Source organism: Oceaniglobus indicus, from assembly GCF_002751875.1.
Taxonomy (GTDB): Bacteria; Pseudomonadota; Alphaproteobacteria; order Rhodobacterales; family Rhodobacteraceae; genus Oceaniglobus; species Oceaniglobus indicus.
In genome coordinates this window covers 24,451-47,053 of record NZ_NMZM01000012.1, presented here as the reverse complement: position 1 = coordinate 47,053, position 22,603 = coordinate 24,451, and the positions used below count along the sequence as shown (strand labels likewise).

The following is a 22,603-nucleotide window of genomic DNA, read 5'->3' as shown; positions in this document are numbered from 1 at the left end:
CACGATGAACACCAAAAACAAAAAACAGACTGCGCCGTTGCCGTTAACCAGGGCGCAACAGGACCGCATCAAAGCAGTGGCAGAAAAGCAGGCTGCAAGAGCGGCTGGCCCGCCGATGACACTCAGATTGAAAGATGATGTGCTGCAAATCACGTTCACTCATGCGGACCCTGACTTGGCGAACATCCTGATGATGGCAGACCTTGCCACCTGTGATCCAAGTTTTATGGCAGGGGTTCAAGGTCAGGTGGCAGCCATTGGATCGCATGGCCGTAAGGTAGATGAAGGGGCCAGCAATTTTTTGCTGTCAGTGGTGCGCGGTGTGCAGCCGCGTGATGAATTGGAGACCATGCTGGCAGTGCAGATGGGGGCAATCCATCAAGCCACGATGATGATGGCGCGGCGGATGAACCTTGTGGAGACCATTCGCCAGCAAGACGCCGCCGAACGCGCGTTGAACAAACTGGCTCGCACCTATGTCACCCAGATGGAGGCGTTGAAACGCTATCGAACAGGCGGGCAGCAAAAGGTCACGGTCGAGCATGTGACAGTGAACAAAGGCGGACAAGCCATCGTCGGGGCCGTTGCGCACGGGGGGCGGGGTAGCAATGGAAAGTGACGCCAACCCCATGCAAAAGGCGCACAGCGCGCCCAGATGCCATGCCAAGGCCAAGACAACAGGCGAACGGTGCAACGCCCCGGCGCGGCGCGGCTGGCAAGTCTGCCGGATGCATGGCGCGGGCGGCGGCGCGCCATCTGGTCCCGGCAATGGGGCTTGGGTGCATGGCGACAGGTCGAAGGCCATGGAGCGAAACCGTCGCGCGCTGATGGCATTAGTGAAGCTGGCGCGAGATAGCGTCGATTCCCTACCCAACTGACCGGGGGCGGGCTTAAGCGCGCTAGTGTTCTGCACCTGACATAAGATGCCCAGTCAGTATATGGTGCGTCCTAGTCGTTCGTACGTCGCTCCTAGGGTCAGCTATGCTGACTTAGCGAACGTTGGCGACGGTGCAGTCTTAGAAATCTACTCCATCCAGCTTTGCGACCACGACCGTAAAGAGATCCTCGCGCTCATCGTCGAGCCTAGATAGGTCCCCACAAAATTCGAAATTCGGACGCAGCATCGCAAGGGCTGTCCCCGTATGTGCAGAAGACAAAAGCTTGACCAGATACTCACCAACGTATTCACCGTCAATCTGGAAGTAGACCTCGACATCTGCGAAGATGAAAACTGCTCGGGGATTGTTTTCCGCTGCGTAGTTGTCGGCTGTCCGTATCGCGTTGTTTTTGATGTATTCCCAATACTCATGCTCATTCGCGGCCTGACCTTCAGCGCATTTCGACTCCAAAACGGTCGTGGAATCAGCCGATACTGGCGTTGACAGGATCATCGGCACAGCGCAGATCATCGCGCAAAAGCGAAGATAAGAATGGGCCATAGCGAACCTCTTGCGGAGTTTCTATAATTCTAAGCGAGCAGAGCTTGACCTGTTAGTCAAGCTCTTATGATCTGCATGCCAAGGTTGGTGGTAAGGCCTTTATAGATTTCGCTAACTGTCAGAATGGAAAAGCGTTCAAATTGGGCTCAGAGCCGAAATCTGACAGTTTCGCTCTGGGATGCTGGACCCGCGCCCGACGCTCTGCGTCAATAGGGGATCTCCAGTCATGTGCAGAACACTAGGCATCGTGGCAAGGACCGGGCGGGATTGTCGTTTGCCCGTTTCCACAATTCAGAGAAACTGACGCAAGTCGGGGGGCATCCCGAACTCTGCACCTTTCGGGAAGAAAACCGGGGTGAATGCTTCGCCCACCTGTTAACACAGTTTTTCCCCGCGCGTGCGCGTGCGCGTGACGAATGGACCGCAACAGCGATTCTAAGCGTTTTTTCTATGTGGGGCGTTATGTGGGGTACTGCCGCAAAGACCCCGAAAAACTCAATGGAAACAAAGTCAAGTGGCGGAGGGAACGCGACTGACGTCGAACCTTCTCCGAATATTTAAATACCGATTTTTTAATTTTTTACCGACACCTACACAGACAGGGCTGACGTCCAACTGAAATGTCCCATGCTGGTAAAGGCACCGCTCGGCTTGATTCCTCCATTATGTGCGCATTTGAAGTGGTCTAAATACCTGCCGAAAACTGGAGAGTGGCATCGGCCAAATACAGTTCTCGGGATAAATTGGCTATCCTTTACCATTTTTTTTTCGAGGGCGATGGTAAAACGCGCATGAGTCCTTCACGCTTTTGTATGACTGGCGGCTTTCCAAGCCGCCAGTCATGTCAAACTTCAGCAACGCGGTTCTCACCGATCAGCCGCCTGTCGCGCGCATCCAGACCGTGCGGCGGGCCTCGATCGGGGTGCCTTGGACGACCGAAGTGATCTCCATGATCCCGTAAAGCGTGGACCAGTCCAGCGCCATCATCCGGTAGGTGAAATCCATTCTCGTTCCGTCGACAACCGCAGTGGAGGTTCCGATCAACCGTGGCAGCTCAAGCTGTGAACAATCCGCCACAAGGGCGACGTCATCGGGGCTGAGCAGCGGCTCCGGGATCTCGGGGTTGTCGGTCTCGACGGTCCAGCGCGGCTCGTCCGCCAGCCGCAGGACCAGCGGCGCCTGCATTTCGGGGTGGGTTGCCTGCAACGTCTCGCCCAACTGCCAGATAGTAATCGTGTCGACCTCGTCAGCGCCGGGAAACGGCAGGATCATGCCTCCGATTGCGGCATAGCCCGCCTGATGTTCGATCAGCCAGTCACCTGTAAAGATTTCCTGAATGCGCGGCCAATCGCCTTGCCCCGCCGTCCCGCACAGAGGCGGGTTTTCGGCAAGTGCAGGCAGGCCTGATCCGCCGAACATCAGGGTCAGGGTCCACAGAAGTCGCTTCATGTCAGCCTCCAAGATAACCGTTTCAATGCCGCTATTCCTCGATGAAGAATGGCGTGTCGAACGTGCCTTCGATCGCGCGGCAGTTGCCGGGGTCCGCCTCCGCGCCCATCCCGTCGGCGAAACACAAAACGCCGCGGAACGTGCCTGTCGCGTGGCCTGCGTCGCCCTCGATCTCCAATGTCGTGAATGTCACCTCCAGCGGCTCCGGCGCGCCGTCCGACAACCACATCTGCGTCCACCCTGCGGGTGCATAGGTCACGGCGGCCGAAATCGGCGCGGTGTCCGGCCCCGGCGCATGGGTCATGTAATCGGCTTCGATCACGAAATTGCCGTCGCCGGTCATCAGGTTGAGACTGGAGAAGTTGCCGATTGTCCGGATCATGTAGGCCGTCGGTGAAACCTCGTCACCACTCGTCACGATCACGGTCGGTTGTTGCATGGTTTCGTCGCCGAAGGTGGCCGTGATGGTGCCGATTTCCTCGACCTCCCAAGCGGCGGCCGGGGTGGTGACGGCAATGGCAAGGGCCATCTGTAATGCGAGTTTTCTCATGTCATCTCCAATCTATCTGTCAGGCAGCGTCCGCGCGGCGCGCCGGGGTCAATTGCAATTGGGGGTGTTGAGCATGAATGCGCCGGCCTCCGAAACGCTTGCCAGCCCCTCGGCCATCAGCTCTTCGCCGATGACGCGGAAGTCGTCGTCGCTCAGGGCGAGCCCGTCGCGGATCTCGTTGATGTTCGACCTGTCAACGGTGCAGCCTGCGGCCTCGATCGCGGTGATCGTCCGCTCTTTGGGTGTTTGGGCTGTCGCTGTGCATCCGGGGGTTGTCAGCCGGAACACACCCATTTGCGACACATCCGCGAGCCCCTCTGCAACAAGTCCTTCGCCGATGACGCGAAATTCATCATCGCTCAGGGCGAGCCCGTCGAGGACGTCATTGACGTTCGTACCGTCGACGACGCAGCCTGCGGCCTCGATGGCGGCGACCGTGCGATCCCTGGGCGTGTCGGCATTGGCGGTCGTGACCGATGCACACAGGCACGCGGCAAGAAGAAGTAATGAACGGGTCATGGTCTCTTTCTCCCTCGGAAGTGATGGATGGTGGGGGTGTTTTCCGCAGCAGGCGGATCTAGCGGGTCGACGCTTGCCATCGGCATCGACAGGATCAGCGCCACCAGATCGGCCTGGCGGTGGGTTCCGGTCTTGTCGAAGATGTTGCGCAAGTGGAAGGCGACGGTTGTTGCGGACACCCCAAGGCGCTCCGCCACCTGATCCCGGCGCAGCCCGTCGGCCACAAGGCGTGCGACGCAGGCCTCCGTTGGGGTCAGGTCGAACAACTGACGAAGTGCTGCGGCATCAAGAGCCTCCCGGCGCATCGGATCGCACAGCGTCAGCATGGCGGTTGCTCCGTTCTGCGCCCGGCTCGACCCAAGCGATCGGCCAATCACCATCACACGGCGGTCATCGGGATTGAGCAAAAGCGCAGCGCCACTCCGCGTATCCGATGTCACCTCTGCGACAAGCGCGCAGAGCCTGCGTCCGTCTTCGCCCTGCGCGGTCAGACGCGACCCAAGGCTGCTTTGGGCCTGTTGTGCAAGATTTTTCGCGGCGAAATTCGTATGGACAACGCCGCCATCGCTATCCAGAAGAACGATCCCGATCGCCAGCCGGTCCAGCGCGGCGATCTGAAAGCCCTCGCTGCGGGCAGAGCGCAACCGGTGCACCTGGTCGAGCCGCGCTGCGATCATCGCGCGCAGAAGGTCATAGTCGATTGGTTTCGTCAGATAATCATCGGCCCCCGCCTGTCGCCCTTCGATCATCTGTTCGCGCGAGGACAAGGCCGTCAGGAAAACGAACGGAATATCGTCAAGGTCGGGCCGGGTAGCCCGCAGGTGGGCCAGCAGCGCGCGGCCGTCCATGCCCGGCATCACGATGTCGCAAAGCACAAGCTCCGGTCGACGCTCGTTCAGCCGCACAAGCGCCTCGGAGGCATCGCGGGCGGTCGAAACGTCATATCCCGCCTCGCGCAGATCTGCGGCGATATCGTCGCGCAGGGATGGTTCGTCCTCGACGCAGAGGATCAGCGGCCTGCTCATGCAGCCACCCCAGCCGGCAGGATCAGGCGCGCGATCAGCCCGCCTTGCTCACGCGGCAGCAGTGTCACGTCACCGCCCTGAAGTCGCGCCAGATGGCGCGCAAGCGGCAGCCCGAGGCCGGATCCCGGCAGGTCGCGATGTGCCGCACCGCGTGCAAAATTGTCGAAGGCGCTGTCCCGCTCTGGTTGCGTCATGCCGGGACCACGGTCGCAGATGTCACATACGGCGGCCTCGTCAACAAAAGCCGGAATGACCTCGATATCGCCACCGGGGGCCGCGTAGAGCAACGCGTTGGTGAGCAGGTTGAACAGGATTTCCTGCGTCAGCAACGGATCGCAATGCGCGTGCACCGGCTGGTTCGAGGCCTGGAAGCGCAGATGCCCGCCTTGCTGTGACCCTCGCAGGGATTGCACGTCCTCTATGGCCATCGCCGCGATTCCCGCGAGATCGTGGCGGGCCAGTTCGGGCGCGATGGCACCGCGATCGGCGCGCGCCATCAACAGAGCGGTGTCTGTCAGACGGACCAGCCGCGCCACCGCGTCGCGCGACACCTCCGCCTTGGCGCGGATCACCTCGAGGGTGGGCGGTTTGCCCGGCCGGGTCAGCCGGTGCATGGCGCTGTCGATCACCGCGAGCGGCGTGCGCACCTGATGCGCGATCAGATCGGTGAGGCGCCGATATCCGTCGGACACGGTGCGCTCGACGTTCAGATCACGCTCCAGCCGCTCGGCCCGTGCACGGTCCAGCTCCGCCCGCACCAGGCGGCGTTCGCGGTCGATGAGCAGGGCAGCCAGCGTGGCCCCTGCCAGCAGCGCGCCGAGGATGGCCGCGAGGGCCAGCAGATGCATTTGCCCGAGGCGGTCCAGCCGTTCGGACTGTATCTGCCATTCGCGCGCCATCACCCGGCTGGCCTTGGCGCGCAGGGCAGTCGACAACGCGGTGACATGCGCCGCGAGCGCCCCACGGTCGCCGCCCCGCGCCGGATCGAGCGCGAGCAATCCCGCGCGCCAGCCCATCAACCCTTCGGCCAGCCCGGCCTCTTGCAGAAAGCGCCATTGCGGACCGTCCCGCAGCAGGTTCAGGCGCGACACAAGAAGATCGAAGCGAAGCTGAATCAGGTCGTCCTCTGCGCCATCAGACAAGGCGGCGGCCAGATTCAGCGCCTCGATCTGGGTCTGACCGAAGATCCAGGTCATGTTTTCGGTCGCTGAAATCTGCATCTGGCGTTCCAGCCGGGCGATGTTGGCGGCTGCCAGCACCAGAAGTCCAAGGCAGATCACGATCAGCGCTGCCAGCCCGCCATACCCAAGGGAACCGCCCGCCCGCCTCATTGCACATGCAGCGCGACAAGTTGCCAGACCCATCGCATGTCATAGCGGATATCGGCCAGGACACCGTGATCGTCACGCGGATAGATTATCCAGATGGGCCCCTTGTCCCGCGGTGTCAGGGCGACGCCGTCCATGTAAAGCGCCGCGATCACGTCGAAGTCCTGAAAATCGCTGATCGGAATGTCGATGACGTAATCGTTCAGCGCCTGCGCGGTCACCACCTCGCCATCCGCCCCGGCATGGGCCAGGATGTCGCGCATCAAAACACCCCGGAACAGCGGCTGGCCGTCGGTGACCGTGGTCGAGGTCGCGATCTCGTGCCACATCATTCCGTCAAGGTCGGCACGGGTGATCTCCACCAGACCACCGTTAACCGCACCCGTCAGCCTCAGCACGGGGCCATCCGCCATCGCCCCAGTGGCGGCGAGCACAAGCATCGCCGGCGCAAGAAGACATCGCAAGAGGCGATCCGTGACTGTCATGACCCGCAATCCGCAATAAAAACAAATCCAATCTACCACGCAATAATCCTCTGCGCCCCATCCAAATGAACGGGGCGAGGCTTTGCTTGCGCGGCTACACTCAGGTGTCTGAGGGATGATAAAAGCAGCGAGTATTGAACATGCGGTGTCTCAGAAGTCTGATCTATGCCATGTCCTGCCTGCTGGCGGCGGCTGTCGCGGCGCAAGACATGGGCGGGCTTGTGACCGGTAGCTTCGGGGACCAGCCCTTGGAACTGGCAGTCTCCGCCGATCTGTCCGATGCCACGATCATCGGCAGTTTCGTCGATGCCGGGTTCCTGGCAGCACAGACAGAGGGTGACCTGGGGCCAGTCATCCTGACGCTGAGGCTCAGCGGCGAGTTGCCCGATCCCGGCGAGGTCGTTCTCGATATCGCCTTTGCGCGGGACATGGGGCGCAACTGGCAGGGCGATCAGGACACTCTGGACCTGGAGCTTGAAGAGATGGCCGCCACTGACGGGGCCGTCACCCTGTCAGGCACGATCACCGGCGAGGTCAGCGGCGGCCCGGCATCCGGGACCCTACCCGTCACTTTCAGCTTCAACGCGCAACTGGAAACGGTGAACTGACATGCGAAATATCGTACTGGCCATGATGATCCTTGCCGCCCCCGCAGGCGCGAACCCCGCCGATGGGGTCTATGACGCGTTCGACTGCACCGTCCCGGTCAGCGATCAACGCGTCACGCTGCTGGGCGACCGGATTGTCTACTATGAATCGAGTTGCCGCCTGACCGATCCGCAAATTGTCGAGGGCTGGGACAACGCCACGCTTTACTGGGCCAATTGCCGCGGCGAAGGGCAGGACTGGCGCACACGCACAATGCTGATGACGCGCATGGGCGGCGATCTGATCGTCGTCGGCAATGGTTGGTCGGAGCGCTACGCTCCCTGCCCGAACCGCAAGCCGGAGCTTGATTGATGCGCGCCGCGGCCCTCGCCCTTGCGATCAGCATCGCCACCCCCGTCTGGGCCGAAGATATCGCTACGGTGATCGTCTTCGATGCCTCCGGGTCGATGTGGAACCGACTGGAGGGTGATCTGAGTCGGATCGAGGTGGCACGAAATGTCATCGGCAGCTATTTCGTCGACCGTGATCCGGACGCACCCTATGCAATCGTGGCCTATGGGCACACTCGACGGGGCGATTGCGGTGATATCGAAGTGGTCACGCCCATGGGCCGCCATATCGGCGCAGGGCAGGCCAACAGGATCGTCGGGCTGATCCCGCAGGGCATGACGCCGCTGACCGACGCGCTGCGGGTGGCGCGCGACCAGATCCCGCCGACTGCCGAGGCCGCAGATATCGTGCTTATTACCGACGGGCTTGAGAATTGCGGCGGCGATCCCTGCGCGTTGGCCGCGCAGTTTGCCAGCGAAGGGATCGCCCTGCGCGCACATGTTGTCGGCTTCGGGATGGCCCCGGGTGAGGTCAACGCGCTGTCCTGCTTGCCCGAACAGACAGGCGGTTTACTGCTGGAGGCTTCGACCGGCGCGGAACTGGCCACAGCGTTGCGGCAGGTCACCGACTCCGAGCCTGTAGCCGTTACGGTCGTCATGTCACTTTTCGCGATCTCCGCCGAAACCTCCGCACCACTGGGCGCCGCCGATTGGCAGATTATCGATGCCGATGGCGCACTTGTCGCACAAGGCGCGCGGCGAGATCCCTTCGACATCGCCCTGCCGCCCGGCGACTACACCGTGGCCGCAACCGCCCCGGGCCATGCGGGCGAGATGGCCTTGACCGTCAGATCCGATATCGTTCAACGCGTTGCCGTGCCGCTGACCGAGGAGCGCCCCGAGGCCTCTCTCGTCGCGCCCGAAGGGGCCCCTGCGGGCGGCGCGCTGGAGGTCGGCTGGACAGGCCCGGATGCCGATGGCGACCGCATCACACTGGCCCGTCCCGGCGCGGGTGCGGGAGAACCACTGGCGGTGACGCTGACCCGGAACGGCTCCCCCGCGACGCTTCGCCTGCCCGATGAAATTGGCGTTTTCGAACTGCGGTATGAACAGAACAGACCGCAACGCATCCTCGCCACGGTTCCGATCACCCTGACCGCGACCGAGGCCAGCATCACGCCGCCCGGCCCTGTGCCGATCGGAGAACGCTTCGAGGTCGTTTGGACCGGCCCTTCGGGGCCACGCGACGAAATCATCCTTGCCGCGCTTGGGTCCGCCGACAATGCCCGCATCACGGCCACACAAACACGATGGGGATCGCCCGCGGGCCTGAGAGCGCCTGACGCGGCCGGAACATACGAACTGCGCTACCGCGTCGGCGCGTCGGGCCAGATCATCGCACGCGCGCAAATCACGGTAGGAGACACCAAATGATCCGCATCGTCACAATCCTGAGCGTCACTGCCCTACTTGCCGCCTGCGTCCCGCAAGAACAGACCCGATCCATCGCCCCATCTCCGGGAACGGTCAGTTTCGCCCCGCTGCGCGACGATCGCCCCGGCTCTTGCATCGTCGGTTATACGGTCAGCTACCCCGAAGGGATCGCGCCCCATGCGCGCCGCATCACCGTGGAGGAACCGGCCATCGGTGCCAGCAACAGCTACGATCTGCCGATCCCACCCCTCGGCCCGCCAAGCGCCTTCACACGGACGGGTGGCACGGAGACCTTTTCCATGTTGGGCGAAGCCACCGTCGTCGACTGCACCCCCGAATTGACCCGGCGAATCCTCACCGTTGGCCCTTGCACGCAGGGCCAATGCGCCCCGGCGCGGTTTGCGCCGGACGCATCGCTGGCATCTCTTGGCGTGACGGGAAGGGTTCGCGAATGATCCGCCTTGCCGTCTTCGGCCTGCACGACCCACACGCAGCGTCAGACGAGGCGCAGCAGGGCCCTGCAACACCCGGTGAAATCCGGTCTGAAAGCTTGGGAGGCCACCGCAAGGTCAGCTCCGGCGGGCGGTGGTCATGCTGAACCGCCTTTCCCTTGCCCTTTGCCTGATCGCCGCCCCGGCCCTCGCGCTGGAGCCCATCGGAACCGTTACCGCGCGGCTGCAAGAGGCCGACCTGTCCTGGAACGTTCTGCGCACTGACGATGGCGCGGCGATGGTGCAGGTCAACGCGATCGGCCCGCTGACGATGGTCAATCTGCACGCGACGGGCGACGGCAACGTAAGTTTCGGGCTTGTCTTTCAGGGACAGCCTTCCACGGATGTGCCACTCACCGGCATCACGGTCGAGATGTGGCCCGAAGGTGGGGACGGCCCGCTCTGGACCAGCAACGGCGCGCCGTCCCCACCGATCATGCGGTTCGAGCGGCTGGACCTTGACGGCGCGGGTCGCATGGAGGCCAGCTTTTCTGCCATTCTATGTCGGGGCGATGCGACCGAGACGTGTGAAACGGTGGAAGGTCGCTTCGACACCGAACTGAGTGAACCATGACACTTGCGAACCTCCTTGCCGATCCGCTGCGCGTGACGCAGGACAGCGACACGGTGCTCGAGATCGAGAACCGCCCGATGCGCCGCGCTGCGATTACGGTGGGTGCCATTCTGCTTGCCGTCGCAATGGCGCTTGCGGCGATTGCTGACGGGGCAATCGGAACCGGAGTCATGGTGCTGGCCGTGACGGCGCTGATCGGGTGGATGATCCTTGGCGAGACAGTGCAGCTTACGCAGTTGCGCCTTGACCGCGCCGCTGATCAGGCCCGCCTGCGCGTGACTGGCCTGAAGGGTCGCACCGAGCAGAAACTGCAACTGTCCCACCTCGAACGGGCTGAACCACGCACCCGCTATGGCAAGCACGCCAGCCGGGAGGTGGTGGAGCTTTACCTTGTCGGACCGGCAGGCGGCGGCATTGGCGACACGCGGATCCCGATGGGTCGCGCCGACCCCCAGGACGTGATCCGCATGGCGACCCTGATCAGCACATGGCTCGGGCGGGCACCGACAGGCGGCCGGCCATGATGGCCCGAACCAACACCCCCGCCCGCTTCGAGGTCGAACTGGCAATCCCACGCTTCATCCTGTGGTTCATGATGTTTCCGGTCATTCCGGTCACGCTTTTCGGGCTGGTGAACCTGCTTGGCGGTGAGATCATGACGGCACTGATCCTGCTGCTGGGCCTCAACGGGGCGTTCCTGCTGGGCTACGCCGCGATATCCGAACGCACGGTCCTGACGCTCGACAAGACCTCCGGGCGGGCCACTGTAGCCCGCGAGTCAAAGTTCCGCGCCCGTTCCGACGACTATCCGCTCGATGCGCTCGACAGCGCCGAGCTGGACCGCAGCCATACTTCTGGCGAAAGCCGCAGCACATCCAAGGTGCTGCTGGTTTTCCGCAACACCCGCCCGGCGACGCGCATTCCGCTGTCGGGCTGGGGGGTGTCGGGTGACGGGCCGGGGCGGATCGCCGACGAGATCAACGACTGGCTGCGGCACAATATGACACCATCAAGGTAATCTGCATAGGAGTAGACCCAAAATGACTCTCAGAACGGCACCATTGCTCGGCCTCGTGATCACCATGGGCCTGAGCACGCCGAGCTTAGCGCAAAGCTCGGGCGAGATCACCCTGACAATCGCCGGCGAAGCGTGGATCGTGCCGCTATCAGAGGAAAGTGACTGGAATGGCAGCGAACGCCGACCTTATATCTGGATCGATGCCCGCAGCCTCGACGAAGATGGCAGAGAAAACGTTGTGGTGGGACTGAGTTTCGACGCGCTGGACTGGACCGCCAGCGCCCCGGAGATGACCCTGTGGCGCTTCGAGGATGGCACGCTGATGAAACGGCTCTGGGCATTCGAGGAATCGAACCGGGGCGGATTGCAAGTCACACTCGACAGCCACGAGGTCGAGGGTGCCACACTGCGCATGACCGGTAGTCTTATGGGCATGCTGGGGCCCTCGGAAAACAGGGGAGAGACTATCGACATGTCTGACGGCGTTCCGGTATCGGGCAGCTTCAACGTCACGCTGGAGGCGCTCGACTGATCGGGGCCAGGCGCAAGGTGTCCTCGCAAATCTCGGGATGGGGCGGTTGCCACACTAAAGTCACCGCCGCCACTGCTTCCAGTCGTCGAGGCGAGCATAGATCGTGACCGCGACGCCCACGAGAGCCACCGCGATGAACACCCAGCGCAACGTGTCGAGATACGGGACCAGCGGCAGGATGGCGGTCTGCGTCTCGGTCAGCACCGACTGCGCGACCTCCACCCCGGCCGCGCCCAGTGTCGCCACACCGGCTGCCCCGCCACCTTTCATGGTGCGGCTTTGCGCCAGCACCTCGCGCACAGGCGGCGTGTCCTCGGCGAAGGCAGTCGCCCGCACCGGGAAGCGGTCGCCCCATTGGCGCGACGGGCCAAGATCGACATGGATGAACCCCGATCGCGGGTAGAAGCCGAAGCCGAGGAATTCGACCTCGCGCGCCGCAGCCTCGAAAGCTACCGGGTCGTGGTTCGACATTGCGATGTCGAAAGCCGCGCCGTCTATGTGCTTCGACCGGGTGGCACCCCTGACAGCGCGGTTGTGTTCCTGGCTGCGATAGGCGGACCGCACAATCAGAGGTTTGCCGAGCCGATCCCGCAGCGCCTGCAACTTGTCCAGCGCCGGTTCGTTGATTAGCAGCTTGCCGGTGCCGCGACAGGCAATTTCGGCGGGCGAGAAATTGGGCCAGCGCCAGGCTTTCTCCGGCACGTCGCGCCAATGGTCGTAGAATGTTGTGGTCATGGTGTCCTCCGGAAACGAAAAAACCGCCACAGAGGCGGTCGGGGTAAGGGTCGATGATGAGCGCGGATTGTCAGTCGCCGCCACCGCGCTGGAACGCCTCGAACATCAGGGCGCGCATGGCGCGGATGTCGGCTTCAATCCGTGCCAGCCGTTCGGCGTCGGTCTTGCGGTCCTCGGCGCGCTGACGCTCGATGCGGTTGCGCTCGGCCAACAGTTCGCGGTCAAGCCGGGCGAGCATGGCGTCGTTGGTGAAGGCCTTGCGCGCCACGGAGGCCAACAGGGCGATGGTGCCGCCGATCAGGGCTGTGATCGCGGCGGTCAGGCCATGGTCGCGGAAGGCCGTGCCGACCTCCTGCGCGAGGGAGTTTCGGTCTGTCATGGAAATTTCTTTCGATGATCTGCGGTAAGATTTCAGCCGATCTTGCAGCCCCAAAGGGAGGTCTGATCGGCGGCAAAGTACCCCTCCTGCGCGCGGAAGGTGCCCTGCAGTTCGACGGTATCGCCTGCCGTTAACGGCACCATCGTCTGCAGCCAGAGCGCGGTCGCGCCTGAGACATGCGCGCCGCTAATCTCGCCGTAGGAGCCCCGGACGTCGGTCGCGCCGTTCAGCACCAGCCGTCCGCGCATGCGGGCTGCAGTGCTGGAATTGACCTTGTAGAGCAGCGTCGCCCCGAAGAGGTAGGTCCCGTCCGCTGGGGCGGTGAACAGGTTTGTCCCGGCGTCGAACGCGCCCTGATCGTTGTAGTCGGTGTTGTTCAGCCCGATTTTCGTCCAGGTGCCGACGCCCACGTAATTGTCGTAATTCGTCCAGGCCTTGAAGCGCGGCAGGCGGGGCTGGTGGACGATGCCGGTGGCGTTGTCCACACTAAGGCCGTCGAAGAAGGCGCTGCCGTCGGCGGAGACCGCCACGCGGAACCTGTCCGAGCCGAACAGCCCCACCAGCGCTTTCGTCACGAAGCCGCTCTGCAGCGTCAAACCGAGATCGTCGCCCGCAGCCTCCTTGTTCATGGTGTAGAACAGATCGCCGGTCCCACCCTCGGCCACGGTCTTTGCCGTCCAGAGCGCGGCGTTCAGCTTGGCCGAGAACGGATTCGACGCATCCGCCGTCGTGCCAATCCCGAGGAGCGCCATGTTCTGCAGCGACGCAGGCGTCGTGCTGATCCACTCTAAGCCGTCGTATACCAACAGCAGCCCTTCGTCCTCGATCCATGCACGCCAGCCGGTCCGGGGCGGCAGGCGCAGCCAGGCCCCATCGGTGAACAGCGCCACGTTCAGGTCCCAGCCCGCCCAATCGCCCGTCGCACCGCTGGCCACGATATGGCGGTCGCCATCGGCAGGACTTCCCGGTGGCGCTGTCAGATCGCGGTCGAGGGCAGAAAGCTGCACGAGCCCGTCGAGCAGTCGCAGGGCCTCGTTGTGGGTGACATGCTTCTGGGCCTGCGCCGCCAGGATGTACGGGAGCAGCAGATTGGTGGTCGTATCAGACATGAAATTGCCCTCAGAGTTGGAGTGTGATGGTTTTGGCCGCCCCCCGCCCGATCAGGGCAGAGAGCTGATAGATGCTGATGCGGAGCGTAGAACCGAGCCCGAGCGGCGCACCCCAATCGGCGGTTTGCTGGGCGGCAGTGTAGATGACGCTCGTCGTAGTCGCGCTCAGCGTGCGTTTGACCTCTGCACCATCAAGGATCTCGATCTCGTAGGCTTCCAGTTCTTCAGCCAGCGGCACCTCCACAGCGCCCCAGCTGTCGGCGGAAAGAGCGCGGGACCGTCGCGTCCAGCGGATCGTCAGATCGCCGCGCGTGCGCGGTCTGCGCCATGGCTGCTCCACATGGGCCACGGAAAAGGGCCTTAGCCCAACGCCTGCGGGCGCAAAGCTCCGGGCAACATAGGTCTCATCGCTGACTGGGCGGCTCGCGGGGCCGATGCGCCAGTTCCACGGCAGCCCGAGATCGGCCTCCGCGATGGGCAAGGTTGTCAGAGCCTCATCCAGCACCACAACCCGGGCACCCGCCGGTGCCGGATTGGCCATTGCACCTTCCGTACCGCGCTGTCCGCGCAGCAAGCGCCTCAGCCGGTAGCGCCCCGGCGCGATCAATTCGGGAGCGCCCGCCTGCACGACCTCCCAGACACCCGGCGCGCTCTCGATGGCCAGCGCATTGGCACCGCCGAACAGCGTGAGGTCGGTGACGCCCTCCAGCGTGCCAGTCAGCAGATCGACCACCAGCGCATTGCCGAGATCAAAGCGTGAGGTCGGACCCGCGAAGAAATCCGAGACCAATGTCCCGATGCGGGCGCGGCTGCCGAACGTGGTCAACAGCTCAAACCCATCCATCGACGGGCTGCGGAACACCGCCATCTCGCCAGGCCACGGGACCGCGTGTGTGGCGATCAGAGGGCAGTGCGGCGGTTGGCCTTCGGTCAGTTGCGGCAGATCCATGAGCACCACTTCGGGCGCTCCGAACACGACGGACGACGGTCGGGGCGATCCGGGTGGCAGATCATGGGCTTCGCGGTCCTGACGGACGGCCTCGATGCCGCGAGCCTCTGCATCGGCGATGGAGACCAGCCGCAGCGGGATATCCCGTCCGTCATGGGCCAGCGTCACGACATCTGCCGGATCAAGCGCCAAGCGTGATGGTGGCAAGCGAAACGCTGCGGTCTCCCGCCCGGTCCACGCTTCCATCAGGGCCCGGCGGCAGCGGCGCTCGGCCTCCTCCGGTGGCACCGCCATCGGGAAGGACTCTGAGGCAATGCGCGTCGTGTCCACGGTGATGCGCCGCGCCTCGACGAGGGCGGCGTCGTAATCCTCATCGGCGCGGGCCACCTGCCACTTCAAGGCCTGTGGCAGTTCGGTTTCCTGCGCGCGGGTCAGTTCCAGCACATCCCCCTCTCGGGCGGCGACCAGATCGTCATGAGCCACGTTTGCCACCGCAGCGCGGCCGCGCATCACAAAGCGGATCACGCCTTCGGTTTCCACCGCATCAAAGCCGAAGTGGCGCGACAAGGTGGTGATCGAGGCACGCGGGGACTCCAGCGCACCGATGGCGTAGCCCTCCACCGCGCCCCAGAGACCTGTGACGTCGATCCGGCTTTCCGACATACCGGCGCGCAGGCATAGGTGGCGCACGAGGGCGGCCAGCGCGACGGCTCCGAGACGACCGTTCAGCCAATGCCCCAGCCGCCAGTTCGCGCCATCGGTCCAGACGTCTGTGAGTTCGGGAAAGAACGGATAGGGCCGCGCGTCCCATGTCCAGGCGGCGCATTCGGGGACATGCACCATGGGCCCGCCATAGACCGGTGACACCGGGTTGTTCGCGGCATCGCCCCAGAACAGATAGGTGGCCTCAAGATAGGCCCGCTGGATCGTATCATCGCGCCAGCCGCGCGAGAAATAGGGCGTTATGCTCTCGGACGACTTCGGGTCGAAAAACACGTTGGGCCGGTTGGTGCCCCGGTCGATGGCGGGACAGCCCAGCTCGGTGAACCAGATCGGTTTTGATTGCGGCACCCACGCTGTGGGTGTCGCGCTCTCCACACCGCCCGGACGGTTATAATGCGGGTTGGACCACCAATTGCGCAGATCCTTGTAGCGAAAGACCCAAGGCTTTCCGAACGCTCCATCACTGATCTGGGTGCGGATCTGGCCTGCGCGATCCGCCTCTGAGACGTAGAACCAATCGAAGCCTTCTCCGCCCGCGATGTTGCTCTGCAGATAGGCCCGGTCGTAGATCGCAGGCCAGCCTTCGTTCGGGGGCTCGCTCGAACCGATGGCGCTTGCCCCCTCACCATCCGCGTGCCCGAACCCGTCGCGCCAGTCCGACAGCGGCATGTAGTTGTCGATCGCGACGAAATCGATCTCCGGATCAGCCCAGAGCGGATCGAGGTGGAAGAATACGTCGCCAGAGGTATCGCCCGGCTGGTGCCCGAAGTATTCCGACCAGTCCGCCGCATAGCCGATCTTTGTGCTGGACCCGAGGATCGAGCGGACATCGGCGAGAAGATCCCGATAGGCCTGCACTGCAGGATAGGTGCTGGCACCCGAGCGGATCGTCGTCAGCCCCGGCATCTCGGTGCCAATCAGGAAGGCGTCGACCCCGCCCGCCGCCGCGCAGAGATGGGCGTAATGCAGCACCATGCGCCGCAGGCCCCAGTTGCCGGAGGGCCCGGTCCACGAAACCGACTGACCCGAGACGCTGAAGTTTGCCGGTGTGGCCGTGCCGAACAGCGCCGCGACCTGACTTGCAGCGGTGGGGGTCTTGTCCACGGTGCCCGCGTAGCCTGCAGCAGGCGAGCATGTAATCCGCCCGCGCCATGGAAACGCAGGCTGGCCGGTCTCGGCGGCATTGTCGGAATATGGGTTTGGCAGCGTGTTATCCGCAGGCACATCCATCAGGATAAACGGGTAGAGCGTCACGCGCAGCCCGCGCGCTTTCATCTCCTTGATCGCCTGGACCACGGCGAAATCAGCAGGCGTGCCGCCATAGACCGGGCGCTCCTGATCATCGCGACTCACGAGGAAAGCGTTGGCGCGGCTGACGCCGTTGACCGACCAATCCTCGGGTGTGGTGGTCTTCTCCAAGACCTCGACGCCGGGCCGCACCTTGCAAGTGCCTGCCCGCAGATCGTCGCCGAACCAGGCAACCACGAGGCTGACGCTTTCGACCTTCGGCGCCATGGCCTGCAGCCGGTCCAGCGCCACCACCATGTCGGCGGTGTCAGATACCGCGTTGAGGTTTTCGGGCGTTTGCGCGCCGCCACTGCCCCTGCGGATGCCTTCGGTTGCATAGCTAAACTCGCCCGATGCGGGTATCATGGTGACGGCGCGGGTCAGCCCCTCCGCCGTGTCTGGGTCCGCCAGCGGGCGGAACACCTCGAAGCTCATCTGCGGGATGCGGTTGCCGTAATCGCCCAGCGGCAGATCCTCGAAGACGACATAGGCGGTGCCGCGATAGGCGGGTGTGCCCGACGCGCCCATCTTGGCCGACATGAACGGATCGACGATCTGCGCTTCATCGCCCGGATACCAGCGCCATGTGACACCGGCGGTGTCCAACAATTTACCGTCGGCCCAGATGCGGCCGATGCCGGTAATCGGGCCTTCGCAGAGCGCCACCGCGAAGGAGGCAAAATAGAAATACTCGGAGCTTTGAACCTTGCCACCTCCGCCGCCGCCCTTGCCGCCGCCTTGCGTAGTGGTCTTGGTTTCCTCGCGGAAATCCGTCGCCCAGATGATATTGCCACCGATCCGCATGCGCCCGTAAAGGCGCGGGATCACAGCCCCTTCAGTGGCTGAGGTGATGCGCAGATTGTCCATCCGCGCGCCCTCGATCCGCTGGGTGGGGGCGAGCGAGGAGATGATCCAGCTGTCCACGACCGAGCCGATGGTGGAGCCGACAAAGCCGCCGATGGTAAAGGCACTGACGCCGAGGATCGCACCGCCAATGCTGCCGCCGATGGCAGCGCCAGCGGCACCGAGAACAAGACTGGCCATGTCAGACCCTCAGGGTTGCGGGAACAGAAAGGCGAAGGCAATGCGCCGCCGCCAAGCGGGAGTGAGCGGTTCCTCGATCACGCCAAGGCGCTCATAGGCGTGGAGGAAGGTGCCAGGCCCCGTGAGGATGCCCACATGCTTGGCAATGGCGCGAGGGGCCATGCGGAAAAGAATCAGCGCGCCGGGACTGACCTCTGCAGGCGAAACTTCGATCATCATGGCGCGCGCCCCTTCTGCCAACACTTCGCGCGGGCCGGTCTCGCCCCAATCGCGGCTATAGGGTGGGATCGGGAATGGCTCGGGGCCGACGACCTCGCGCCAGACGCCCCGGGCGAGCCCGAGACAGTCGCAGCCAACGCCGCGCAGGCTGGCCTGGTCGTGGTATGGCGTGCCCAGCCATTTGCGGGCAGCGGTGATGACGCGCTCGGGATTTGCGTTCACAACACACCGCCTTCATGCCCACCGTCCTTGTTGGCATAGCGCAGGATCGTGTCCTGGCCGGGGATGTGCGGGAAGCCCCGGAAGTTGGCGGTATTGGCGAACTTCGCGCCGCAGGTTTCGATCCGCTTGTCGCAGCCCGCGCGGACAACGAAGCCGTCGCCCTCAGCAATGGGCCGCACCGGCGCTTCCAGCAGCGTCAGAACCGCGTCGCCATCGATGACATCATGGGCGATCACTTCAGCGCGCCGCCCGGCATTCGCCCCGCTGGTCCACTCCACCGTGCCAAACGCGAACCAACCAAAGGTGAAACCGCCCAGCCCCGCTGCCAAAAATGCCCGGTCGCGCTGGAGATTGGTCACTGTCCCGAGGCCCCTGTAGACCGGGTTGCTCAGATCAACCCCGCAGCGCGCATCCCCGAGCGCCGCATCGCAGGTCGCCTGAAACGTCCGCCCGACTGTCTGCCCCAGCACATGGGCAAGGCTCCGGACCTCGGCCACAAAGGCCAACCGCCCGCGCCGGATCTGGCCGATGGCGCCGCGCCGCAGCAGGACGCGCTGGCCGGTGTCCGCCCAGTTCACCCGCCAGACCTCAACCTCGGCGTTGTCCCAGCGGCCGTCGAGAATGTCGGTCTCGGTGATGCGGTCCGAAGTCAGCACGCCCTCTGCGTCCTGCGCATCGACGGACAGGTCCGAGCCGGAACGCACCTCGGACGCCGTCAGGCCGCTCTCGGGTTCAAAATCGGTGCCATCGAAGCGGAGCGTCCGGTCGTGATCGGTGAAGCCGAAGGTGACGCCATCGGCCCGCGTGATCCGCCAACACCAGGCCAGCGTGGTTGTGCCCTCGTCGAGATGGGCCTGAAGATCAGGGGTGAGGGTCTTCATCTGCGGATCTCCAGCAGTGGAATGGAGGTGAAGGAGCCGAGCCGCTCGAGGTCGAGCGTCACATCGAGGGCGTCACTGTCGAAGCGGACGGGCACGTCAAATTCGAAGCCTGCGGTGATAACGACGCCGGAGCCCAGTGCGGTGCCGAAGGTGATAACGCCAGTCGTGGTGTCGACGGACCAACCGGAGGACTGCGCGTTGCCGTCAAGCGCGATGCGCACGGTTCCCGCCACCGGCTTGGTGATCGTCCGGGTCCAGGTCTGAGTGCCCGAAGCGTAGTGTTTGACCAGCTGGAAGGCGGTCATCGTCCCATCGCCGGTGCCAATTACCTGATCCGTGGCTGATGGCGTTCCCGAGGGCAGGCAGGACTTGTGGTCACCCCAGTCCTTGAAGCGAAATCCATGCAGCCGACCGTTGCGGGCCTCAAAGAAGGCCACGACCGCCGCCAAATCGTCTGCGCGGCGAATGCCGTAGGCGACATCATAGCGGCGGCGGCTGTTCGCCCAGCTGGCGTTGCGTTCCTCATCGCCGGAAGCGAGCTCGACGATCTGCGTCCGCCGCTCCGGCCCGCCGCGCGCGCCCCGGCTGATGTTGTCGGGAAACCGGATCTCGTGGAACGCCATCAAGTCTCTCCTTCGTTCGTGCTCTGGTCCCCACAACCGGTTTCCACTTGCGGTGTCGCACTCACATGCCCCTCCGGCCCAGCGAGACCGCGCGGGCAATGTCAGCGGCGACTTGGGTGCGCGATTGGCGGAAGCTCTCGGCGTCGCGGGCCATGATGGTGACGTTGACACCGCCACCCCCGCCATAGCTCTGGGCCTCACGACGCGACAGCACCCGCTCACCCCGCTGCAAGATGGCCGGGACTTCATCGTGACGCAGACCGGCGACGCCGCCGGAATGCATCCGGGGCGCAGCGGCAAAGGCCATCGCCGGAACCATGCGGCTTTGCCCTGCAGCCCCGACCATGCCACCCGCATGCAGGATGTCAGCGAAGATCCCGCCGCCAATGCCGCCAAGCGCGCCAGAAAGCGCATTGGCGATTGGTCCCAAGATGAACCGCCGCGCCGCCAGCTTGGCGAGATCAGCCAGCAGCGAAGTGGTGAGATCGCGGAAATCCAGCTTTCCGGTCTTCACGAACTGGCCCACCGCGTTCTCAGCCGACTGGAACGCCCCGACCAGGCTCTGGCCGATATCGCCGCCAATCTCACGGGCCTTGCTGGCGTAATCCGACAGCGCCGCCGTGATCGCTTGCCAGCCAGTGGCGGCGGCATTGGTGTCAGGTGTCGCGGCCGCCGCCGCAGCTCCGGCCGCAGCTCCCGCATCTGTAGCAGCGCTTCCGGCCTCACCAAGGGCGGCCTCCAGACGGTCGGCGGCGGCTGTCGCTTCGGTCAGCGCATCCGCACCGTCCTCATCGCTGCCGCGCATCGCGTCGCGCAGGGCCTGCCAAGCGGTCATGGGCCGTGCGGCTGCGTCCGAGAGCATCCCCGCCGCCTCGGAATACCCCGCTGCCCGACCGCGCGCGCCCTCGGCCATGCCGCCAAAGAGGTCTGGCGCTTCGAAAGGATCATCCGCGAAGGCGCAGTCGTAGGCCGCGCGGGCTCGGTCGCCCAGATCGACGGCCTCGGGCACGACGGATTTCCACGCCGACAGATCCGGCGCTGCGATGGCCCAATCGGGCCGCCGCCCGCCAAGGGTCAGCACGGTGTTGATCGCCTCGGTGACCCCGGCAATCCCGGTTTCCATCACCTCGACGAGGCCATTGATCGCGAGCGTCCCAATCCGGTCGAACACCTCCGGCAGCGCGCCCCAGATGGCCTGTACCGCCAGAAACGCGCCCTCGAAGGTGTTGATCGTGGCGTTGGCCCAGCGGGTCACGGCGTCCGTCGCCGTTTGTAACCCGTCATAAATACCGGCCTGTGCTGTGGCCCAGCTGCTTTCCACCCGTGCCCATGCAGCGACCGCGCTGAGCGATATCCGGTTCCAGACCTCGACGGCGACGTCTTTGAGCAAGCCCATAGCCTCGCCGAAGCCACCTGCGCCCGACATGAGACGCGTGAACTGGAACACCAGCTCGCCCGCGCCGACGATCAATGCGCCGATGCCGGTGCGGATCAGCGCCCCGCGCAACATGACCAGCGCCGTGGCGACCCCGCGCACGGACAACGCAGCTGCCGCCATGCCCGCCACCCAACGGCCTGCCATGAGACCCGCGAAGGTCGCGGCATAGGTGGTCAGACGCCCGATATTGTCAAAGAGCCCGCGAATGGCGATGCCCAGCGGCCCGGTGGTCCGCGCGACGCTGGCCAGTGCATTTGCCACCGCCTCCAGCGCCGGGGCGGCGGCCACCGCCAGCTGGTTCGAGACGCTGCGCCAGATCAGGCCAAGACGGGAGATCGCATCGTTCGTCCGCTCGATCTGGTCGGCGTCCTGTTCGGAGACCACGACGCCAAAGGCCAGCACATCCTCGGTCGCCTGGCGTAGCGTCGCGGTGTCGATGCGCGACATTGCGATGGAGCCTTCTTCGCCAAACAGCTGCCCGGCGATAGCGGCGCGCTCAGCCACTGGCACGAAATCCTCAATGGCCGCGTTGATCGCCCCAACACGCTGGTCCAATGGCAGGGCGATCAGCTCATTGGCCGATAGCCCCAGCCTGTCCAGTGCATCAGCAGCAGGTCCGGTCCCGGCGGCCGCCTGGCTCAACCGCCGCGTCAGGTCCTTGGTCGCCTGCTCGATCCCGGACATCGACACGCCTGCCAACTCGCCCGCGCGCTCTAGTGGCTGGATCGAGGCAACGGTCGTCCCGAGCGATTGCGCGAGCTTCGCCTGCGCATCGACATTCTGCAACCCGGAGCGGATCATCGCAGCCCCGGCAGCGGCCAGGGCCGCCGTGGCTGCAGCGGCCGCCAGCGTGGCGCGACGGGCAAAGGCCGCCACGCGGGCATTGGCCAGATCCATCTCGCGCGACAGACGGCCAAACCCGCGCGCTCCGGCTTCTCCGACACCTTCCAGCTCGGCGCGCACTTGGCGTCCACCCGTCGCCACAAGGCGGACGGAGACCCGTTTTTCAGCCATCACGGCGTCCTTCCATCTGTTCGTTGAGCTTACGCACCATCACCGCCTCGATCTCGGGCAGCAGTTCGGCGGCGATCAGAGTGTCGATGCCCAACGCGCGGGCCAAAGCCATGGCTGCGCCCATGTCCCAGCCCAGCACTGCGCCAGGCACGACGCGCAACTGCCCACCAAGACGACCGACCAGATCCCAGACCTGCC

General features: G+C 64.4%; 25 protein-coding genes. 9 read left to right on the top strand and 16 right to left on the bottom strand.

Going from position 1 to position 22,603, the window contains the following annotated elements; genetic code table 11:
* Positions 1 to 4: 4 nt before the first annotated feature.
* Positions 5 to 619 (top strand): hypothetical protein, encoded by a 615-nt coding sequence (locus CFP68_RS16265; RefSeq protein ID WP_099828007.1) that lies wholly within the window; start codon positions 5 to 7, stop codon positions 617 to 619.
* Between the two features lie 397 nt (positions 620 to 1,016).
* On the opposite strand, the gene CFP68_RS16260 is transcribed toward CFP68_RS16265, so the two are convergent.
* The 7 genes from CFP68_RS16260 to CFP68_RS16230 all read right to left on the bottom strand — a co-directional run bounded on the left by CFP68_RS16260 (position 1,017) and on the right by CFP68_RS16230 (position 6,708).
* Entirely contained in the window at positions 1,017 to 1,439 is a 423-nt protein-coding gene (locus CFP68_RS16260; protein WP_145953472.1) for a hypothetical protein, read from the bottom strand.
* Positions 1,440 to 2,312: 873 nt separating this feature from the next.
* Positions 2,313 to 2,888, bottom strand: a complete 576-nt coding sequence (locus CFP68_RS16255) for a hypothetical protein (protein ID WP_099828005.1) — start codon at positions 2,886 to 2,888, stop codon at positions 2,313 to 2,315.
* A 31-nt stretch (positions 2,889 to 2,919) separates the two neighbouring features.
* A complete protein-coding gene (locus tag CFP68_RS16250) occupies positions 2,920 to 3,438 on the bottom strand; it encodes a hypothetical protein (protein WP_145953471.1) in 519 nt (172 codons plus the stop codon).
* Between the two features lie 48 nt (positions 3,439 to 3,486).
* A complete protein-coding gene (locus tag CFP68_RS16245; RefSeq protein ID WP_099828003.1) occupies positions 3,487 to 3,957 on the bottom strand; it encodes a hypothetical protein in 471 nt (156 codons plus the stop codon).
* Complete coding sequence (locus CFP68_RS16240; RefSeq protein WP_099828002.1) at positions 3,954 to 4,982, bottom strand: response regulator; 1,029 nt, start codon at positions 4,980 to 4,982, stop codon at positions 3,954 to 3,956. Before CFP68_RS16240 ends, CFP68_RS16245 begins: the two co-directional genes overlap by 4 nt.
* Positions 4,979 to 6,241 carry a sensor histidine kinase gene (locus CFP68_RS16235; protein ID WP_158234190.1) on the bottom strand — a complete coding sequence of 421 codons (1,263 nt, stop codon included), beginning with the start codon at positions 6,239 to 6,241 and terminating at the stop codon, positions 4,979 to 4,981. The genes CFP68_RS16240 and CFP68_RS16235 overlap by 4 nt, the downstream gene beginning before the upstream one ends.
* A gap of 68 nt (positions 6,242 to 6,309) precedes the next feature.
* Positions 6,310 to 6,708, bottom strand: a complete 399-nt coding sequence (locus tag CFP68_RS16230; protein ID WP_241524130.1) for a putative pterin-binding protein — start codon at positions 6,706 to 6,708, stop codon at positions 6,310 to 6,312.
* A gap of 227 nt (positions 6,709 to 6,935) precedes the next feature.
* On the opposite strand from CFP68_RS16230, the gene CFP68_RS16225 reads away from it, so the two are divergent.
* The 8 genes from CFP68_RS16225 (at position 6,936) to CFP68_RS16190 (ending at position 11,782) form a co-directional block, all read left to right on the top strand.
* The gene (locus tag CFP68_RS16225) at positions 6,936 to 7,403 is read left to right on the top strand and encodes a hypothetical protein (RefSeq protein WP_145953470.1); all 468 of its coding nucleotides are present in this window, start codon (positions 6,936 to 6,938) and stop codon (positions 7,401 to 7,403) included.
* Position 7,404: 1 nt separating this feature from the next.
* Positions 7,405 to 7,755 (top strand): hypothetical protein, encoded by a 351-nt coding sequence (locus CFP68_RS16220; RefSeq protein ID WP_099827998.1) that lies wholly within the window; start codon positions 7,405 to 7,407, stop codon positions 7,753 to 7,755.
* Complete coding sequence (locus tag CFP68_RS16215) at positions 7,755 to 9,167, top strand: vWA domain-containing protein (protein ID WP_099827997.1); 1,413 nt, start codon at positions 7,755 to 7,757, stop codon at positions 9,165 to 9,167. The genes CFP68_RS16220 and CFP68_RS16215 overlap by 1 nt, the downstream gene beginning before the upstream one ends.
* Positions 9,164 to 9,622, top strand: a complete 459-nt coding sequence (locus CFP68_RS16210; protein ID WP_099827996.1) for a hypothetical protein — start codon at positions 9,164 to 9,166, stop codon at positions 9,620 to 9,622. The genes CFP68_RS16215 and CFP68_RS16210 overlap by 4 nt, the downstream gene beginning before the upstream one ends.
* A 136-nt stretch (positions 9,623 to 9,758) precedes the next feature.
* The gene (locus tag CFP68_RS16205) at positions 9,759 to 10,232 is read left to right on the top strand and encodes a hypothetical protein (RefSeq protein ID WP_145953469.1); all 474 of its coding nucleotides are present in this window, start codon (positions 9,759 to 9,761) and stop codon (positions 10,230 to 10,232) included.
* Entirely contained in the window at positions 10,229 to 10,756 is a 528-nt protein-coding gene (locus CFP68_RS16200; RefSeq protein WP_099827994.1) for a hypothetical protein, read from the top strand. The genes CFP68_RS16205 and CFP68_RS16200 overlap by 4 nt, the downstream gene beginning before the upstream one ends.
* Positions 10,753 to 11,250: a hypothetical protein gene (locus CFP68_RS16195; protein WP_145953468.1), complete on the top strand. Its 498-nt coding sequence runs from the start codon at positions 10,753 to 10,755 to the stop codon at positions 11,248 to 11,250. Before CFP68_RS16200 ends, CFP68_RS16195 begins: the two co-directional genes overlap by 4 nt.
* A 22-nt stretch (positions 11,251 to 11,272) precedes the next feature.
* Complete coding sequence (locus CFP68_RS16190) at positions 11,273 to 11,782, top strand: hypothetical protein (RefSeq protein ID WP_099827992.1); 510 nt, start codon at positions 11,273 to 11,275, stop codon at positions 11,780 to 11,782.
* A 60-nt stretch (positions 11,783 to 11,842) separates the two neighbouring features.
* On the opposite strand, the gene CFP68_RS16185 is transcribed toward CFP68_RS16190, so the two are convergent.
* The 9 genes from CFP68_RS16185 to CFP68_RS18140 form a co-directional block, all read right to left on the bottom strand.
* Complete coding sequence (locus CFP68_RS16185) at positions 11,843 to 12,517, bottom strand: YcbK family protein (RefSeq protein ID WP_099828039.1); 675 nt, start codon at positions 12,515 to 12,517, stop codon at positions 11,843 to 11,845.
* A 70-nt stretch (positions 12,518 to 12,587) separates the two neighbouring features.
* Positions 12,588 to 12,896: a hypothetical protein gene (locus CFP68_RS16180; RefSeq protein ID WP_099827991.1), complete on the bottom strand. Its 309-nt coding sequence runs from the start codon at positions 12,894 to 12,896 to the stop codon at positions 12,588 to 12,590.
* 32 nt (positions 12,897 to 12,928) lie between these two features.
* A complete protein-coding gene (locus CFP68_RS16175; protein ID WP_099827990.1) occupies positions 12,929 to 14,005 on the bottom strand; it encodes a DUF2793 domain-containing protein in 1,077 nt (358 codons plus the stop codon).
* A gap of 10 nt (positions 14,006 to 14,015) precedes the next feature.
* Complete coding sequence (locus CFP68_RS16170; protein WP_099827989.1) at positions 14,016 to 18,008, bottom strand: baseplate multidomain protein megatron; 3,993 nt, start codon at positions 18,006 to 18,008, stop codon at positions 14,016 to 14,018.
* A gap of 9 nt (positions 18,009 to 18,017) precedes the next feature.
* Positions 18,018 to 18,449, bottom strand: a complete 432-nt coding sequence (locus tag CFP68_RS16165) for an NlpC/P60 family protein (protein ID WP_099827988.1) — start codon at positions 18,447 to 18,449, stop codon at positions 18,018 to 18,020.
* Positions 18,446 to 19,330 carry a DUF2163 domain-containing protein gene (locus tag CFP68_RS16160; protein ID WP_099827987.1) on the bottom strand — a complete coding sequence of 295 codons (885 nt, stop codon included), beginning with the start codon at positions 19,328 to 19,330 and terminating at the stop codon, positions 18,446 to 18,448. The genes CFP68_RS16165 and CFP68_RS16160 overlap by 4 nt, the downstream gene beginning before the upstream one ends.
* Entirely contained in the window at positions 19,327 to 19,953 is a 627-nt protein-coding gene (locus CFP68_RS16155) for a DUF2460 domain-containing protein (protein WP_099827986.1), read from the bottom strand. Before CFP68_RS16155 ends, CFP68_RS16160 begins: the two co-directional genes overlap by 4 nt.
* Positions 19,954 to 20,014: 61 nt before the next feature.
* Positions 20,015 to 22,405, bottom strand: a complete 2,391-nt coding sequence (locus CFP68_RS16150) for a phage tail tape measure C-terminal domain-containing protein (protein ID WP_099827985.1) — start codon at positions 22,403 to 22,405, stop codon at positions 20,015 to 20,017.
* A complete protein-coding gene (locus tag CFP68_RS18140) occupies positions 22,398 to 22,556 on the bottom strand; it encodes a DUF7697 family protein (RefSeq protein ID WP_158234189.1) in 159 nt (52 codons plus the stop codon). Before CFP68_RS18140 ends, CFP68_RS16150 begins: the two co-directional genes overlap by 8 nt.
* Positions 22,557 to 22,603 lie beyond the last annotated feature (47 nt).